Origin of the sequence: Paenibacillus arenosi (assembly GCF_014841135.1) — a bacterium.
Lineage (GTDB): Bacteria > Bacillota > Bacilli > Paenibacillales > Paenibacillaceae > Paenibacillus_B > Paenibacillus_B arenosi.
In genome coordinates this window covers 1-14,573 of the sequence record NZ_JACYTN010000043.1, presented here as the reverse complement: position 1 = coordinate 14,573, position 14,573 = coordinate 1, and the positions used below count along the sequence as shown (strand labels likewise).

Annotated in this window: 19 protein-coding genes and 1 pseudogene; 17 read left to right on the top strand and 3 right to left on the bottom strand. The window is 37.8% G+C overall.

What is annotated here, in order from left to right; translation table 11 throughout:
• The first annotated feature begins 168 nt into the window (after nucleotides 1-168).
• The 15 genes and pseudogenes from IFO66_RS23340 (at nucleotide 169) to IFO66_RS23270 (ending at nucleotide 11,938) form a co-directional block, all read left to right on the top strand.
• Entirely contained in the window at nucleotides 169-861 is a 693-nt protein-coding gene (locus tag IFO66_RS23340) for a DUF1919 domain-containing protein (protein ID WP_192027415.1), read from the top strand.
• Nucleotides 862-1,082: 221 nt separating this feature from the next.
• The gene (locus tag IFO66_RS23335; protein WP_192027414.1) at nucleotides 1,083-1,562 is read left to right on the top strand and encodes a DUF2975 domain-containing protein; all 480 of its coding nucleotides are present in this window, start codon (nucleotides 1,083-1,085) and stop codon (nucleotides 1,560-1,562) included.
• Nucleotides 1,563-1,574: 12 nt separating this feature from the next.
• Nucleotides 1,575-1,790, top strand: a complete 216-nt coding sequence (locus IFO66_RS23330; RefSeq protein ID WP_028596226.1) for a helix-turn-helix domain-containing protein — start codon at nucleotides 1,575-1,577, stop codon at nucleotides 1,788-1,790.
• 221 nt (nucleotides 1,791-2,011) lie between these two features.
• Nucleotides 2,012-2,557 carry a GNAT family N-acetyltransferase gene (locus tag IFO66_RS23325; RefSeq protein ID WP_192027413.1) on the top strand — a complete coding sequence of 182 codons (546 nt, stop codon included), beginning with the start codon at nucleotides 2,012-2,014 and terminating at the stop codon, nucleotides 2,555-2,557.
• Between the two features lie 45 nt (nucleotides 2,558-2,602).
• Nucleotides 2,603-3,010, top strand: a complete 408-nt coding sequence (locus IFO66_RS23320; RefSeq protein ID WP_192027412.1) for a GNAT family N-acetyltransferase — start codon at nucleotides 2,603-2,605, stop codon at nucleotides 3,008-3,010.
• 28 nt (nucleotides 3,011-3,038) lie between these two features.
• Nucleotides 3,039-3,809, top strand: a complete 771-nt coding sequence (locus IFO66_RS23315) for a GNAT family N-acetyltransferase (protein WP_192027411.1) — start codon at nucleotides 3,039-3,041, stop codon at nucleotides 3,807-3,809.
• A 40-nt stretch (nucleotides 3,810-3,849) separates the two neighbouring features.
• Entirely contained in the window at nucleotides 3,850-4,410 is a 561-nt protein-coding gene (locus tag IFO66_RS23310) for a DinB family protein (protein WP_192027410.1), read from the top strand.
• Nucleotides 4,394-4,902, top strand: a pseudogene (locus tag IFO66_RS23305) (GrpB family protein). Before IFO66_RS23310 ends, IFO66_RS23305 begins: the two are co-directional and overlap by 17 nt.
• Nucleotides 4,903-5,119: 217 nt before the next feature.
• On the top strand, nucleotides 5,120-5,911 hold the full coding sequence (locus IFO66_RS23300) for a lipid II flippase Amj family protein (protein WP_192027409.1): 792 nt from the start codon (nucleotides 5,120-5,122) through the stop codon (nucleotides 5,909-5,911).
• Nucleotides 5,912-5,975: 64 nt separating this feature from the next.
• Nucleotides 5,976-6,893: a 5'-nucleotidase gene (locus IFO66_RS23295; protein ID WP_192027408.1), complete on the top strand. Its 918-nt coding sequence runs from the start codon at nucleotides 5,976-5,978 to the stop codon at nucleotides 6,891-6,893.
• A gap of 18 nt (nucleotides 6,894-6,911) precedes the next feature.
• Nucleotides 6,912-7,580: a ribose-5-phosphate isomerase RpiA gene (gene rpiA, locus IFO66_RS23290; protein WP_192027407.1), complete on the top strand. Its 669-nt coding sequence runs from the start codon at nucleotides 6,912-6,914 to the stop codon at nucleotides 7,578-7,580.
• A 32-nt stretch (nucleotides 7,581-7,612) separates the two neighbouring features.
• Nucleotides 7,613-8,035 (top strand): NUDIX hydrolase, encoded by a 423-nt coding sequence (locus tag IFO66_RS23285; RefSeq protein ID WP_192027406.1) that lies wholly within the window; start codon nucleotides 7,613-7,615, stop codon nucleotides 8,033-8,035.
• Between the two features lie 132 nt (nucleotides 8,036-8,167).
• The gene (locus IFO66_RS23280; protein WP_192027405.1) at nucleotides 8,168-8,686 is read left to right on the top strand and encodes a DinB family protein; all 519 of its coding nucleotides are present in this window, start codon (nucleotides 8,168-8,170) and stop codon (nucleotides 8,684-8,686) included.
• A gap of 733 nt (nucleotides 8,687-9,419) precedes the next feature.
• The gene (locus IFO66_RS23275) at nucleotides 9,420-10,922 is read left to right on the top strand and encodes a malate:quinone oxidoreductase (protein ID WP_192027404.1); all 1,503 of its coding nucleotides are present in this window, start codon (nucleotides 9,420-9,422) and stop codon (nucleotides 10,920-10,922) included.
• Nucleotides 10,923-11,032: 110 nt separating this feature from the next.
• Nucleotides 11,033-11,938: a phosphotransferase gene (locus IFO66_RS23270; RefSeq protein WP_192027403.1), complete on the top strand. Its 906-nt coding sequence runs from the start codon at nucleotides 11,033-11,035 to the stop codon at nucleotides 11,936-11,938.
• A gap of 217 nt (nucleotides 11,939-12,155) precedes the next feature.
• Here IFO66_RS23270 and bla read toward each other — a convergent pair whose 3' ends face one another.
• Together bla and IFO66_RS24480 are read right to left on the bottom strand one after the other, a co-directional pair.
• Nucleotides 12,156-12,749 carry a subclass B1 metallo-beta-lactamase gene (bla, locus tag IFO66_RS23265; protein WP_475596256.1) on the bottom strand — a complete coding sequence of 198 codons (594 nt, stop codon included), beginning with the start codon at nucleotides 12,747-12,749 and terminating at the stop codon, nucleotides 12,156-12,158.
• Nucleotides 12,749-12,946, bottom strand: a complete 198-nt coding sequence (locus tag IFO66_RS24480; protein WP_192027402.1) for a hypothetical protein — start codon at nucleotides 12,944-12,946, stop codon at nucleotides 12,749-12,751. Before IFO66_RS24480 ends, bla begins: the two co-directional genes overlap by 1 nt.
• 404 nt (nucleotides 12,947-13,350) lie before the next feature.
• Here IFO66_RS24480 and IFO66_RS23255 point away from each other — a divergent pair, with 404 nt between their 5' ends.
• Both IFO66_RS23255 and IFO66_RS23250 read left to right on the top strand, forming a co-directional pair.
• Nucleotides 13,351-13,833 carry a site-2 protease family protein gene (locus IFO66_RS23255; protein WP_192027401.1) on the top strand — a complete coding sequence of 161 codons (483 nt, stop codon included), beginning with the start codon at nucleotides 13,351-13,353 and terminating at the stop codon, nucleotides 13,831-13,833.
• Between the two features lie 42 nt (nucleotides 13,834-13,875).
• Nucleotides 13,876-14,505 (top strand): GIY-YIG nuclease family protein, encoded by a 630-nt coding sequence (locus IFO66_RS23250; RefSeq protein WP_192027400.1) that lies wholly within the window; start codon nucleotides 13,876-13,878, stop codon nucleotides 14,503-14,505.
• Here the strand turns inward: IFO66_RS23250 and IFO66_RS24445 are convergent.
• The coding region (locus IFO66_RS24445) for an IS3 family transposase (RefSeq protein WP_192023678.1) at nucleotides 14,469-14,573 on the bottom strand (105 nt) is incomplete at its 5' end. The genes IFO66_RS23250 and IFO66_RS24445 overlap by 37 nt on opposite strands.

Genomic DNA, 14,573 nt, shown 5'->3' with positions numbered 1-14,573 from the left:
GGCTGAGAAGTTTACTTACTCGTTATGTAGAACTTTGTTAACCTTTTGGAACCGCCGTATGCGGACCCGCATGTACGGTGGTGTGAGAGGACGGGGGCTAGGCGCCCCCTCCTACTCGATCTATTCGAGGAGTGAATTTCTTGATTATGATTAGAGGAGGTTTGTTAGATGATAACGCTAAAATTCAATAGATTAATACGTGATGTACGTGATAAATGTATTCATTTTGTTCATAGTATAGCATGTATTAGAAAACGTAGAAGACTAACCAATAAAACTCCAACTATTATTTCTAATAACTGTGTAGGAGGTATTATCTATTATGATTTAGGATTACCTTTTAACTCACCTACCATTAATTTATATTTTGAACATGATGAATTTATTACATATGTAACTTATTTAGAAGAATACTCAAAAACTGAGTTGTTTGAAGACATGGATACGGAGGAAAACTTTCCCATTGGTGTATTACGGAATGAATATGGAGAAGTAAGGCTGTACTTTATGCATTTTTCATCCTTTGAGGAAGCAAAAGAAAAATGGGAGGAGCGCACGAAGCGCATAGATTTTACTAATATTTTTATCATTATGGATGGTGGGCTCCATTATTCTAAAGAAGATTTAGAACAATTCGATAACATTAAGTACAAAAATAAAATAATTCTTACTAACGGTGTTGAGTCCAGCAGTAAGTCATCATTTCCAATGTCTTTTTATGATGAAACGTATTTTTCTGGTAAATTATTGGCTCTTAAAAGTATAATCAGTAGAGAACGATATTTAGACGAGTTTGATTATGTTTCATTTTTAAATGCTAGTGGCTGTAATGAAAATACGATAGAAGGAGAACATATCTAATCTTACATAGCGTCTATGTATATGGAAGTGTAGCCAGAGGTGATGCATGATTTATAAGTTCCGGGCAGCAAGCATTTCTCTATAATGGGGGATGCTTTTTGTTTTATCTAGAATAAATATGCGTCAACGATAATAATATCTTTATTAGAGATAAAAATTTATTGAAAAACGATAAAAAATGTATTACATTTAAATAGATGATTATGAAGTGAGGTGTTTTTATGAAACGAGGTTCAACGCTTTTTTTAAAGGTGGCTGTTTTTCTGATGGGAGCGCCGATTGTTGCTTTATGTATTTTCTTCCCTATCGTAGCGATGAAAGCAGCAGCCCATTATCCGGAGTTGGCTTATTCGCAATATCCTGCTTTAATAGGTGTATATGCAACCGCAGCAGCGTTTTTCGTAGCATTATATCAAGCATTAAAGCTGTTAGGCTATATTGATAAGAATATTGCTTTCTCAGATCGATCTGTACTCGCTTTAAAGAAAATAAAATGCTGTGCGATTACAATTAGTATCTTGTTTGTGGCTGGTTTGCCACTCCTATATCTCTTTGCGGAAGTGGATGACGCTCCAGGTGTCATCTTAATAGGGCTGGTTATTATATTTGCTTCAACCGTTATCGCAGTATTTGCTGCGGTTCTTCAAAAGCTATTACAAGATGCCATTGATATAAAATCAGAAAATGATTTGACAGTCTGAGGTGAAATGAACATGGCCATAATAATCAATATTGATGTCATGCTGGCTAAAAGGAAAATGAGCGTAACCGAACTTACGGAAAAGGTTGGCATTACGATGGCTAATCTGTCTATTTTGAAAAATGGAAAGGCAAAAGCAATTCGCTTCTCTACGTTAGAGGCAATTTGCAAAGCATTGGAGTGCCAGCCTGGAGATATTTTAGAGTATAGGAACGAGGAAGAATCGTAGAGAAGCACGGATATCCTCTGGCTTTATATTCTTGCTTATCGTTGTAGGGCTATCAGCTCTTCGTACATAGGTGTATAATAATGGAATAATATCTGTCGGCAAGCGCCCCAGTCCAAAGATAAGAACTATCTAAGGCTGGGGCGTTTTTTACATGAAAATGTATGCTGAACGTACAAGTTGCTATATATGTGTAGTCAAAACGATTGTTAAGGAGGTTGTTGATGAAGCCTATATGGATTACGAATGGTGTATTGCTAAATGTAATCGACGAGACGTATTCCAAAGAAGTATTGGACTTTGTAATTAGAAATAAAGCCTTTCTGCAACCTTGGGAAATCGAACGAGATGCTGATTATTACAGCATAGCTTATCACGAATCATTGCTTCGCGAAGAATATAGAAAAATTCAAGAAGGCAGTCTGTTTAAAGTTTGGATCTATAAAGAAGATACGATTATTGGATCGATAGCACTCAGTAATATCGTAAGAGGAGCTTTTCAATCCTGTCATGTAGGATACCGAATAGATGAGCGGGAGCAAGGGAAAGGAATCATGACGGAAGCTTTGCGAGCAGTTATTGATGTGGCTTTTCAACAATTACAATTACATCGAATTGAGGCCAACATTATGCCTAGAAATAAGGCGTCTATGAGAGTAGTTGAAAAACTCGGATTTGTGCATGAAGGATTAGCTCGAAAGTATTTGAAAATAAACGGGGCATGGGAAGACCATATACATATGGTTCTACTAAATGAAGAGATGCATTGATTGAAATTTACAGCACTCATTCTAAGGAATTTGGCAGGTGATAACTTGGGAAAGGATATACATTATTCGATCGAGCCCCCAGGAAATTTTCAAGACTTAGTTGACCTTTATGAAGAGCTAGGATGGAATACCCTTCATCTCTCTAAAGATGAATTACAACAAATGTGCAGCGGGAGCTGGTACTCCGTATATGCTTATGATAATCAACAGGTAGTTGGGATGGGGCGTGTCATTTCAGATGGTGTAATCACTGGTGTGCTATGTGGAATTTGTGCTCTGCCAGGCTATCAGTCAATGGGAATCGGTAAAGAAATCGTAAAAAGGTTAACTCAACATTGTGTGGAACATCGAGTGATTCCTCAGCTTATGTGCAGTGACAGTTTGATACCTTACTATGAGTCGCTAGGATTCAAGAAATTTACTGCCGGAATGATGATCCGTATTGATCGATAACATTTTTATCAGGGGGATATCTTACATCATGAATACAGAACTGATAAATGCTGAAATAGCATATACCAAGTTATTTTCACAAAGCCATGAGGAAGAACACTTTATTAGATTTTGGGATGATGAAATTCCTGATATGTATTCGTATAATTGTACGTTAATAAAAAAGAAAAGTGCTAATTTAGCAGAAATCATTACAAATGAGCTTACATTGCGCAAAGAACAAAACAAGGATTTTTTACGAATAGAAATGAACTTTGATGTGGATAACGAGTTACTGGAGAGGTTGCCCATTAAACCTGAAGTTGCAATTTATGATTATATGTACATTAAAACGGATCAATTTAGAAATATAAATGTTAACAGTTCCTGTGTTATCAAAAAAGCTGTTACGGATGAAGTTATTGCAGATGGTAAAAAGGTAGATATATTGGCGTGTCAACAATCTATGGGATTGGAATTTGCCACAAGAAGAATTGAGCGTAAATCGAAAGTTTATCAGGTAACGAATAATCCGTTAGATTTATACGTTTGTTATGTTGCAGACATACCAGTTGGGAATTGTGAACTTATGTTACTGGGGAAAATAGCTAAAATTGAAGATTTCGACATTTTAGAAGAGCATCAAAGAAAAGGTTATGGAAGTACGGTTATTCGATATTTGCTGCAAAGTGCATACGAGCAAAATGTGCAGCATGCCTATTTAGTTACAGATCATTCAGACACGGCTAAAGAAATGTATGAAAAATGTGGATTTGAAAGAGTCGGTTATAAAACAGAGCTTCAATTTCAATTGAAATAGTGAAACGCTTCGGAAGAGTTGGAACGAGGAGGGGACTAGTATGCTTAAAGAATTAAAAGGCGAAGCAAATATGTCACTTATCGTCGGAATGTTATATTCCGCTGTTAATGAAAATGTTCAACGACTTCAACTAATCACGGGTGATATGTCTCAAGAAGAAATAGACTACAAAGGACCTACTAACCAGTTTAATAGTACGGCTCAGTTAATTAGACATCTTATGTACGTTGATCTCAACTGGGTGTACAGAATAAAAGGAGAACCGCTTCCACAGAATTTAATAGAGCAATACGGCCCTATGATAGATGAGAACAATAGAATTCCAATGATTGATAGGGTATCCTGGAACACGCTTATTTCTCAATATGAGGGTGTTATGGAAATGTTGAAAGATGCATGTGCGCAATTAACAGATGATGATCTATCTAAGGTCGTTACCTTTGGACATGAAAATGAGAAACAGGCAACGATACGCTGGGGTATATGGCATATGGCAGACCACAGTCGCTATCATCAAGCTCAGATTAATCAGCTGCGGAGATGGTTCCATGAAGAAAAGGTACATGTGAAAGAGGATGAAATCAATGCTCGGGTTACCTAAAGGCCAAGTTTACCTCGTTCCTTGGACGGAACAGTGGGAAGTTGAATGTAATGAAGAAGTGAGCAAAATTAGGTGCGAATTGAATGGCGCCATCGTGGCAATTCATCACATAGGAAGTACAGCTGTAAAAGGCTTAAGTGCCAAGCCGATTATAGATATTGCGATAGAAATAAAATCATTTGATGACGGAATTCATTGTGTATCTGGGTTGGAGAGGCTTGGATACATATACAGAGGAAGCGATGTTCTACCTGATCGGCATTATTTTAATAAAGGAGAGCCCAGAACACATCATATCAGACCGGTAGCGAGTATTTGGATAAGCAGCTGACATTGAGAGATTATTTAAGACAAAATGAAGAGGCAAGGAACGAATATCAAGAACTTAAACAAAAGTTGACGATGGAACACTCGACAAATAAGTTAGCTTATGCGGATTTAAAGACGGATTTCATAAATAGAATCATATGGGAAGCTAACAGTGGGAAGTAGTAGCTGCGTACTATTAGTAGCTCAGACTCGAAACTAGACTTACATCGCCTGTTATTTACATGTACAATATAGTAAATGGCAATACAGACAACAGACGATCCTGCCGAAGATAAGAGGTATCTATGGGTATCTATGGTAGGGTTATTCGTTTATCATTGCAGCACCTACATGCTATAAAAATCCTAATACTAGATTCTTTTTACATGGAGATATGAAAATGTTACAAAGTCTATTTGTTGTATGTATATTAACGATGATTATACACATGTTTGAAACCTTATCTTATTCACTGCGCTTAGCAGGAATTAGGGTTAATAAACTGGCAGTCGCACTATCTTTAACGGGAATTATATTGTTAGTTTCAAGAACAGCCAATCTGATTCAAGCTCCGATGACAGCCAAATTCATCGACTACGCCAAGATTGAACCTACTTTTGACGTCTTAGAATATCTTAGAATGATCCTTTTTGCCGCATCCATAGGAACTTTGTTTGCGATATTGTTATCCCCCACGTTTGCTCGTATTTGGGAAAGGGTAATCTTGAAGCTGCAGCTTGCTGGTTCTCTTCCGAAGATGATTTCAAGTGTGACCATTGGACAGTTAAAGAATGCAAAGCACTATGTGAGAAAGCCGTCCTTTCGCATTTCTAACTTTCGTTATCTAGGAATACCGAAGCGATTCATTATGTTGAATATACTCGTTACAGGCATTTATTCTGTAGGTGTATTAGCATCTTTATATGCGGCTCACTTGGTACCTGAGTTGAGTACTTCGGCATCGCAAGCATCCGGTCTAATTAACGGGATTGCAACTATACTGCTCACTATCTTTATCGATCCTCAAATTGGACTACTTACAGATAAAGCATGTCAGGATGAGAAGTACAAAGAGCAGATCGGGAGAATCTATGTCATGCTCATGGCTTCTAGATTTGTAGGAACAATCTTAGCACAACTGCTGCTCGTTCCTGCCGCGTATTTCATCAGTGAGATGGTGAAAATCTTTTAACGCTTTATTATCTTCATGGTTTTAACACTACAAGCAATTGTGCGCAAGGAAAGGATAGAGATACATGCCGTACGAGATAGAAAGCAAGTTTGTTATTTCTGTAGCTTCCAGTGCCTTATTTGATCTTTCGGAATCAGATCAAGTGTTTCAGGAAAAAGGGGAGGATGCTTACCGACAATATCAAAGAGAGCATGAAAATGAAGTGTTTGCAATGGGTGTTGCTTTCCCTCTAATTAAAAGGTTACTGAGTATTAATACTCCCCAGGAGCAGCTTGTAGAGGTAGTTTTATTATCCCGTAACGATCCTGATACGGGGCTTAGAGTATTTAAATCAATCGAACATTATGAATTGTCTATTAGTAGAGCTGTTTTTGTTGCAGGCAGCAATCCGTTTGAATATATGGGCGCATTTAATGCGAGTTTATTCTTATCAGGTAACCCAGAAGATGTTAAACAGGCGGTAGAACGTGGATATCCTGCAGGTTGTATTTATCCTTCGAATTATGTTGATGATGAAGAGGATACGGAACTGCGATTGGCATTTGATTTTGATGGTATTATTGCGGATGACTCTGCTGAATCTATTTTTCAGGGCGGCGCCTTGGAGAACTTTCATTCCCATGAAAGAGATTTAGCGGGTGAACCGTTGCCTGCTGGTCCGTTGTTGCGATTTTTCACTGAGATCGCGAATCTGCAAAAGAAAGAAATTGCAAAAAATCAAAGTGACCCAAACTATAAACCGAGAATCAGAATTGCAATTGCGACAGCGAGAAATGCTCCTGCGCACGAGAGAGTTATTACAACGCTCAGGAAGCTGGATATTCGAGTGGATGAGGCATTTTTCCTAGGGGGGATTGAGAAGAAGAGGGTGCTTAGCATATTTAAACCACATATCTTCTTTGACGATCAAGTTAGCCATATTGAGGGAGTAGCGAGAATATTCCCGTCTGTTCATGTGCCTTTTGGTGTAACGAATAAATAAATAGAAGTAGGTGTACGTATGGATACAAAACGAATAGCTGCTGAACGTGCAGTAGATTACATACAAAATGGGATGAACGTTGGCTTGGGTACTGGCTCAACTGCCTATTGGGCCATTCAGAAACTGGGCTCGAAAGTGAAGGAAGGACTACGAATTAAAGCGATTGCTACATCTGTTCAGTCGGAAGAACTTGCACGGAATCTTGGAATACCGTTGGTCTCCTTTTCTGAAATGAATGAGATTGATATCACGATTGATGGTGCGGATGAAGTAGATCAGGAGCTTAATCTGATAAAGGGTGGAGGAGGAGCGCTGTTACGAGAGAAGATCGTGGCTGCAGCTAGTAAACAACTCATTGTTATTGTGGATGAAAGTAAGTTAGTAAAGCGGTTAGGTACGTTTCCTTTACCTGTTGAGATCATTCCATTTGGGCATGAAGCGACGATAAAGAAGCTTAGCGATCTAGGCTGTGTACCAAGGTTAAGACAAGTCGATAACGAGACTTATGTCACGGACAATGGTAACTACATTGTTGACTGTCATTTTGGCAATATTGAAGCTCCACAGGATTTGCATAACCAGCTTAATTTGATAACAGGTGTGGTTGATAACGGATTGTTCGTGAAAATGACAAGACGAGTAGTAGTGGGATACCAAGATGGAGAAATAAGTGAGTTTGAAAAGTAGTTATAGATGAACTAGAACAAGTAGGTGGAAATATGGAGAGGTATACCCATCTCGGTGTATATGGAATTCTTATAAAGGACAATAAAGTACTGCTAATAAGGAAATCTAGAGGACCTCATAAAGGCAAGTGGGATTTGCCAGGGGGAAGAATGGAGTTTGGTGAACAACCCTATGAGGCTTTAAAGAGGGAGTTTTTAGAGGAAACAGGTATAAGCGAATTGGAGGGGACAATCAAGATTGCAACTTCATATACCATTACGTACCCTTTCAAGGAGAATCAGCTAGAAGAATTGCATCATATAGGTATTATCTACGATGTTACATTATTGAATGAACATTTTCGGTTAAAGACAGAAGGTGATCAACATGATTCGCTTGGAGCTGAATGGATCTGTTTAGATGATTTGCATGACCTTGAAATTACACCATTTGTTAAAGAGGTTTTTCATACATAGTACGGAGTAGTTCAGATTGATATCGTGAATCGTACTTGTATGATCGGCATATACATAATAGGCCCTACTAATCAAGGATCTGCACGCGCGTAGTAACGGAAGATACTTACATGTTAGGAAGGGGAGATGTTCATGGAACTACAGTCTATTATGCAGCATTTAGATGAAACAAGAGACGAATTAGTAGAAATGCTCAGTGGATTAAATGAAGAGCAGTTACATAAAAGGAAAAACTTGAACAGTTGGAGTATTAGTCAAATAGGTCAGCACTTATATACGGTAGAAGAATTATATGTTGTGGCTATAAGGAAAGGGCTAAAGAGCAATGAGGACTCATTTATCGAAAGTAAACCGATAGAAGTTATGCTGGATAGAAGTAAAAAGTTTGAAGCACCTGATATGGTGAAACCGACAGAGGAGTATTTAGGATACCATGAAATCTTGGAGCGACTTACTAACTCGCGTCACAAACTGTACGAATTATTACAGTCTTTAGAAGATCCGTCGGTTCTGAGTAGAAGATATTTTATACACCCGGCTTTTCAGGAGTTGTCACTATTGGAATGGGTTAAGTCACTGTACATACATGAGCAAAGGCATATGAAGCAGATTCGTGAAATTATAGATGCTGGTTATCCCTTTGACGCCTGATAGGGCGTTTTTTTGTGCTTAAAAATGGAAGGAATACATAAGTCTGAATAAGTATGCATATTACTTCAGTAAGTATGAATAAATCATGTATATGCTTATTATCTCGTTATGTATGCAGAAATGTGTCAAAAATGACGAATTTCGAAGAATTGTTTACGATAATGTGAAAATCAATACTAACAATTGGATATAGATATGATATGATAATAGTAATCTTCAATGAATGACAAAATCTCTGATTTCTTAGTAAATTGAGGAGGGTCCATCAATAGTTTAAAAAGGGGGTCTAGACATTCCATTTTCCCTGAGCAGATGAGTTCAGGTTGATTTTTGGTGTTAAGATTGCTTTTTTTAAGTCGTTGATGAGTAGCATATTGGGGATGCTCGCTAATCAAGACTGGTGGTACCATATTTTCGAGAATCATTTTTCATGTCCAAAATTAAGAATAACAAGCGCAACTAAGGAACTTGAATGGCGGCTTTTCTAAGAAAACTGCCGGCCAAAGCCACTACCCGTGCAAAATGGGGTTCAGGCCTTGGTTTTTGTGTATGCCTAGGGTTTGTAGACGAATTCTCACTACCTAACGGTAACAGAATGTTATCACTGCAATTTACCGGATTTTTCATAGCCTATAAACGTAATTATTTTAAACTATAAATCATAGTGAGAGACCATGCAGCTAGAGAACCTACAACAGTAACTACAAATATTAGCGTGTAAGGACGGTAAAAAATGAGTAACATACAAACGAAAACAGACGTTATTTTAATTGGTGCTGGCATTATGAGTGCAACGTTGGGGACATTGCTTAAAGAATTGGCACCAGAGTGGGAAATGAAAGTATTTGAGAAGCTTGCTAGCGCAGGTGAGGAAAGCTCTAACGAGTGGAACAATGCAGGTACAGGGCATGCTGCACTATGTGAGCTTAACTACACTTCCGAGAAACCAGATGGAACCGTAGACATTAGCAAGGCTGTTAAAATTAACGAGCAGTTCCAAGTATCGATGCAATTTTGGTCATATCTTGTAAGCAGTAGTTTGATACGCAATCCTCAGGACTTCATTATGCCGTTGCCTCATATGAGTATGGTACAAGGGGATAAAAATGTAGCGTTTTTGAAAAATCGTTTTGAAGCGCTGTCAAACAATCCTTTGTTCCAAGGAATGGAGTATTCTGACGATCCAGCAACACTGGAAAAATGGATTCCGCTTATTATGAAAGGCCGTACATCGAATGAGCCTATTGCAGCAACGAAGATTGATTCCGGAACGGATGTCAACTTTGGTGCTTTAACGCGACTCTTGCTTGATTATTTAGAGACCAAGAACGTTAATGTTGAATATAAGCAAAGCGTTGATGATATAAAACGTACGAGTGATGGCTTGTGGGAATTAAAAGTGCGAAATGTCGACACAGGTAAGGTGGAACGTCATATTGCTAAGTTTGTATTTATCGGGGGCGGGGGCGGAAGCTTGCATTTGCTGCAAAAATCCGGTATTCCTGAAGGTAAAGCTATCGGCGGCTTCCCGGTAAGCGGACTATTTATGGCATGTAACAACCCAGAAGTGATTGAGCAGCATCATGCAAAAGTATATGGTAAAGCACCTGTTGGTGCACCGCCAATGTCTGTGCCGCATTTGGATACTAGATATATTGACAATAAGAAGACGTTGCTCTTTGGACCGTTTGCAGGCTTTTCGCCTAAGTTCTTAAAAACAGGTTCTATCTTTGATCTAGTAACTTCCGTTAAACCGCATAATCTCGTAACGATGCTAGCGGCAGGAGCTAAAAATGTTCCATTGACGAAGTATTTGATCCAACAAGTCATGTTATCGAAGGAACAGCGCATGGCAGATTTGCGTGGGTTTGTACCAGATGCTAAGAGCGAAGATTGGGATTTGGTAGTAGCGGGTCAACGTGTACAGGTAATTAAGGATACTACTGAAGGCGGTAAAGGTACGCTTCAATTTGGAACGGAAGTTATAACTGCTGCAGATGGTTCGATCGCTGCTTTGCTTGGTGCTTCTCCTGGTGCTTCTACGGCTGTTCAAGTTATGCTGGAAGTTATGCAAAGATGCTTCCCGCAGCATATGACAGAGTGGGAGCCTAAAATAAAAGAGATGATTCCGTCCTATGGCGTGTCACTTGTGCAAAACCCTGAACTTATTAAGGAAATTCATACTCTAACAGCGCGTGCACTTGAGCTTAATAGCGAACCGCAACCCGTTGTGTAACACGGAAGTTTATATAACATATAAATGAGTTAAGCGGCCTTAGTCCTGAGTTTTATGGTACTGAGGCCGTTTTAATTTGACTGGAAGATACACCATTGGAGGAACACTTTATGCAAAATAGTATAGAAGGAATACTCTCGAATTATGCTATTGGGCAAATAGAAAGCTATCGATCAATTAATAAAGGAAGTATTTCAAATGCATATCACATTGTATCGGATCAGGGTGAATGGGTACTTCGGAAATTGAAGAATAGGGAACAAGGCATCAATGAATACATAATAGCCACGATGTTAGAAAATGATCATATCTGTCCGAGGATGATGACAAACAAATCTGACTTAGGATACAGCTGTCATGAAGCACAGTATTACAATTTACAAGCTTATATTCATCCCAGCCCTATTACAAATAGTATAGATACGTATCGACAAATGGGAAGAGCATTAGGCATATTACACAGTAAACTTAAGGATAACGAAGGCTTAATTGATCAAGAAGATAGATTTAATTTGGAGACTCTTAGATCGAATACAAGGGGCAAATTGAAGCATATCCAGAACGATGTTGCTTCCATGTTTAGCACAGACAGGTTTGAGGATGTAATGGACGAACTAGTGGTGCATCAGAATATGAATAAGACATTTATCCATGGAGATTTGGGTAAATGGAATCTACTGAGTAAGGCAGATAAGGTATATATAATTGATTTTGGTGAGGTTAGAAAAGGTGATCAGCACCTGGATATTGCCGCGTTTCTAACATCTATGATTCATGTTGACGAAGAGGAAGAGTTGATTGGTGAATATTTAGCTACATTTTATGAAGTGTACATAACCTACAATATCGATTTCAGTTGGCATTATGTAATGAAAAATGTTCAGTTGTGGATTGTAAGGGGTGTACTTGCTCTGCTTCACTATTCGAGTGATACAAATAGCTTTATGGTAAAAGCGAGAAGAATGATAGATGTAGAGTTGAAAATAAATAAAATCATTCAGGATCGATTTACTTAAATAGTGCGGCTCACATTACTGTAATTATTTTCCTTGTTTAAACTGACTACCTTATGAGTTGTGATAGTGGAGTGTCCAATGGATCTGACATGAATAAAAACCGTTCCCTACATAATCGCAGGAAGCGGTTTTTTGAATTGTATATATGATAGCTACACTTCTGTATGTAGCTTATCCAAGTAGCGGGAATTATTGTGGCAGCTGTTTCGCTGTGTGCTTACTTTTCTTTTAATAAATCAATGGTATGAGTTAGTAAACGATCGTTTCCTGATTCGCCATGGCCAGGTACAACCACTTTTATATTTTTGTATTTTTTTCTCACTTTTTCGATCGCACCTGGCCAATTTGAAACATATGATCCAGGTGTATTTACGATCTCTTTCGTGTCTAATGATTTGATCAGGCAGCCACCAAACAACATTTTATACTTTGGCAGCCAAACCACGATATTATCTTCCGTGTGACCTTTTCCCGGGTAATAAATTTCAATATCCAAACCATTTATGCGCATCTTTGATTGGTTTCTCAAATCGCCAAGTGGTCTATCAAATCCTTGTTGCTCTGCTAATTCAGCAGTCAACGCTGTGCTGTGCACTTTAATTCCTCTATTTATTAAAGTTTTAATCCCACCAACACGATCGCTATGGGCGTGTGTCACTATCGCATGTGTAACCTTCTTTTTAGGAAACTGCTTTTTTAATAACTTAAATAATTGTTCGGTAAGCTCATCATTCCAAGGCGTATCAATAAGAACTAATTCATCCGATGTTTCAAGTATTAATCCATTTGCAGGGATTCGATTTCCGTCCACTACTCCAATAGTTGTGTAAGCCCATACATTTGATTGCAGTTTTTTATGGAGACATCCTTAATGGATTGTACGGATTCGAACGTTGCCGCACTAGAGCTTGTAGCTGCATATGCAGTAGACGTCACGCCATGAGGTAGTAGAATTGACCCTGCTAGCACCATGCTCAAGCTCAATATAGTCGTGTTTTTAATATTCATGTTCAGAACTCCAATCAATATGAAATAGATGTTTGCTTGCTTAGAATAGACAAGCTGCTGTCATATTGCATAGTGATATAGTGTCATATGATAAAATTCCAATACACTATATTGGAATTTCATAAAGAACATTTGTTCAATATTTCTGATTATAGTGTTTGTGTAATCGTTTTCTTTTATTTGACATAAAAATTAGAATTGAAAAATTAAATGTGGATATACATGGGGTTAGTGATGGTTATTTCCATATTAATAATGGTATGATGATAGTAATTTACAAATGGTTATGAGTCGGAACATCGTGGATTGAAGGTAGGTAGAAGTTTGCGACGAACAAATTTTTTTTAATTGTAGCTTTAGCTATTTTAATTGTAGGTTCTATTTTTCACCCTGTCATAAGTGCGATGACTACTATTTTTGCAGCAATTGCTATACTTAAGTACATAAGCGCCTGTATACATGAGTTTGGGCATTTCCTTGTGGCCAAGCTTGCTGGTTTTGATGTAGAAGAAGTTATAATCGGCGAGAACGTTAATCGACAAGTTATAAATTTCAATTTTTTCGGTACACCGTTTTGTTCGGATATTGGAGCAGGCGGAATCACTTCTGTAAAATTAAGAGATAACAATTTTATTAAGTTGCGACTGCTTGCATTTGTACTTGGAGGAGTGATCCTCCAATTCCTTGTCAGTTGTATGGTGTGGGTCGCTTTTGGTATGGGAAATGAGCAAATGTATTTCTTGCCACTCTTATTTGGAGTAATAAATCTATGGAGTATTATAAGATGCATGCTGCCTAAGGAATATTATTTTAATGGAACACTGCATCTAAGCGATGGATTGAGGATGATACAAGTTATTAAAATGAGAATAAATGAAAGTGAATGATAGATCTAAAAGTGACGCACAATTCATAATGGAGGCTACTTCATGAGAGGGAAATCGATCAAACTTTACATAATGGGTGAAAACTATAAAAATCTTAAAACAGCAGAACTAAGCAATTGGACCGGGAAAGCTTATATTGGGCAAAGAAAACATGTTCAGACACTGCAAGGATTTGAAGAATTGTCGGCACCGGGCATTTATGTGTTGATTTCAGAACTAGAAGACTCTTTTCAAAAGAAAATATATATAGGTGAGGCGGATGAAGTAAATAAGAGGATTTCTGATCACTTTAAAAATAAAGATTGGTGGAGTGACTTTGTAATATTTATAAGCAAGGACGCTAATTTAACAAAATCTCATGTAAGATATCTCGAAAGAGAGTTGTATGAAATTTCTAAAAAAAATCAGACTACTATTGAAACTGTAAATGCTAATACCCCCCCAGGTTCAAAATTGCCACTCTCAGACTGTGATGATATGAAAGATTTTAATGAGAACATTATTTTTGTTTTAAGTAATTTAGGGATTATTGATTTTACTAAAAAGAAAGTTACTGAAATCAAGGAAGATATTGATCAGGAACGGAACAAGGATACCATTTTTTATTTAAATGTACCTGGACTGTCAACAGTGAATCAGACAACTTTTTTAAGGGCCTCTGCTTTGTACTGAACTGGCGTCATGTAGCCTAGTGTGCCATGAACACGATGTTTATTAAACCAGTTTACATAATCATATAA

What these genes read in the sequence shown, in the direction of transcription:
- IFO66_RS23250 (WP_192027400.1), top strand. Translation starts at nt 13,876, where the DNA reads ATGAGAGGGAAATCGATCAAACTTTACATAATGGGTGAAAACTATAAA.
- IFO66_RS23275 (WP_192027404.1), top strand. Translation starts at nt 9,420, where the DNA reads ATGAGTAACATACAAACGAAAACAGACGTTATTTTAATTGGTGCTGGC.
- IFO66_RS23295 (WP_192027408.1), top strand. Translation starts at nt 5,976, where the DNA reads ATGCCGTACGAGATAGAAAGCAAGTTTGTTATTTCTGTAGCTTCCAGT.
- IFO66_RS23270 (WP_192027403.1), top strand. Translation starts at nt 11,033, where the DNA reads ATGCAAAATAGTATAGAAGGAATACTCTCGAATTATGCTATTGGGCAA.
- IFO66_RS23330 (WP_028596226.1), top strand. Translation starts at nt 1,575, where the DNA reads ATGGCCATAATAATCAATATTGATGTCATGCTGGCTAAAAGGAAAATG.
- IFO66_RS23310 (WP_192027410.1), top strand. Translation starts at nt 3,850, where the DNA reads ATGCTTAAAGAATTAAAAGGCGAAGCAAATATGTCACTTATCGTCGGA.
- rpiA (WP_192027407.1), top strand. Translation starts at nt 6,912, where the DNA reads ATGGATACAAAACGAATAGCTGCTGAACGTGCAGTAGATTACATACAA.
- IFO66_RS23285 (WP_192027406.1), top strand. Translation starts at nt 7,613, where the DNA reads ATGGAGAGGTATACCCATCTCGGTGTATATGGAATTCTTATAAAGGAC.
- IFO66_RS23255 (WP_192027401.1), top strand. Translation starts at nt 13,351, where the DNA reads ATGACTACTATTTTTGCAGCAATTGCTATACTTAAGTACATAAGCGCC.
- IFO66_RS24480 (WP_192027402.1), bottom strand. Translation starts at nt 12,946, where the DNA reads ATGAATATTAAAAACACGACTATATTGAGCTTGAGCATGGTGCTAGCA.
- IFO66_RS23300 (WP_192027409.1), top strand. Translation starts at nt 5,120, where the DNA reads ATGTTACAAAGTCTATTTGTTGTATGTATATTAACGATGATTATACAC.
- IFO66_RS23325 (WP_192027413.1), top strand. Translation starts at nt 2,012, where the DNA reads ATGAAGCCTATATGGATTACGAATGGTGTATTGCTAAATGTAATCGAC.
- IFO66_RS23315 (WP_192027411.1), top strand. Translation starts at nt 3,039, where the DNA reads ATGAATACAGAACTGATAAATGCTGAAATAGCATATACCAAGTTATTT.
- IFO66_RS23280 (WP_192027405.1), top strand. Translation starts at nt 8,168, where the DNA reads ATGGAACTACAGTCTATTATGCAGCATTTAGATGAAACAAGAGACGAA.
- IFO66_RS23340 (WP_192027415.1), top strand. Translation starts at nt 169, where the DNA reads ATGATAACGCTAAAATTCAATAGATTAATACGTGATGTACGTGATAAA.
- IFO66_RS23335 (WP_192027414.1), top strand. Translation starts at nt 1,083, where the DNA reads ATGAAACGAGGTTCAACGCTTTTTTTAAAGGTGGCTGTTTTTCTGATG.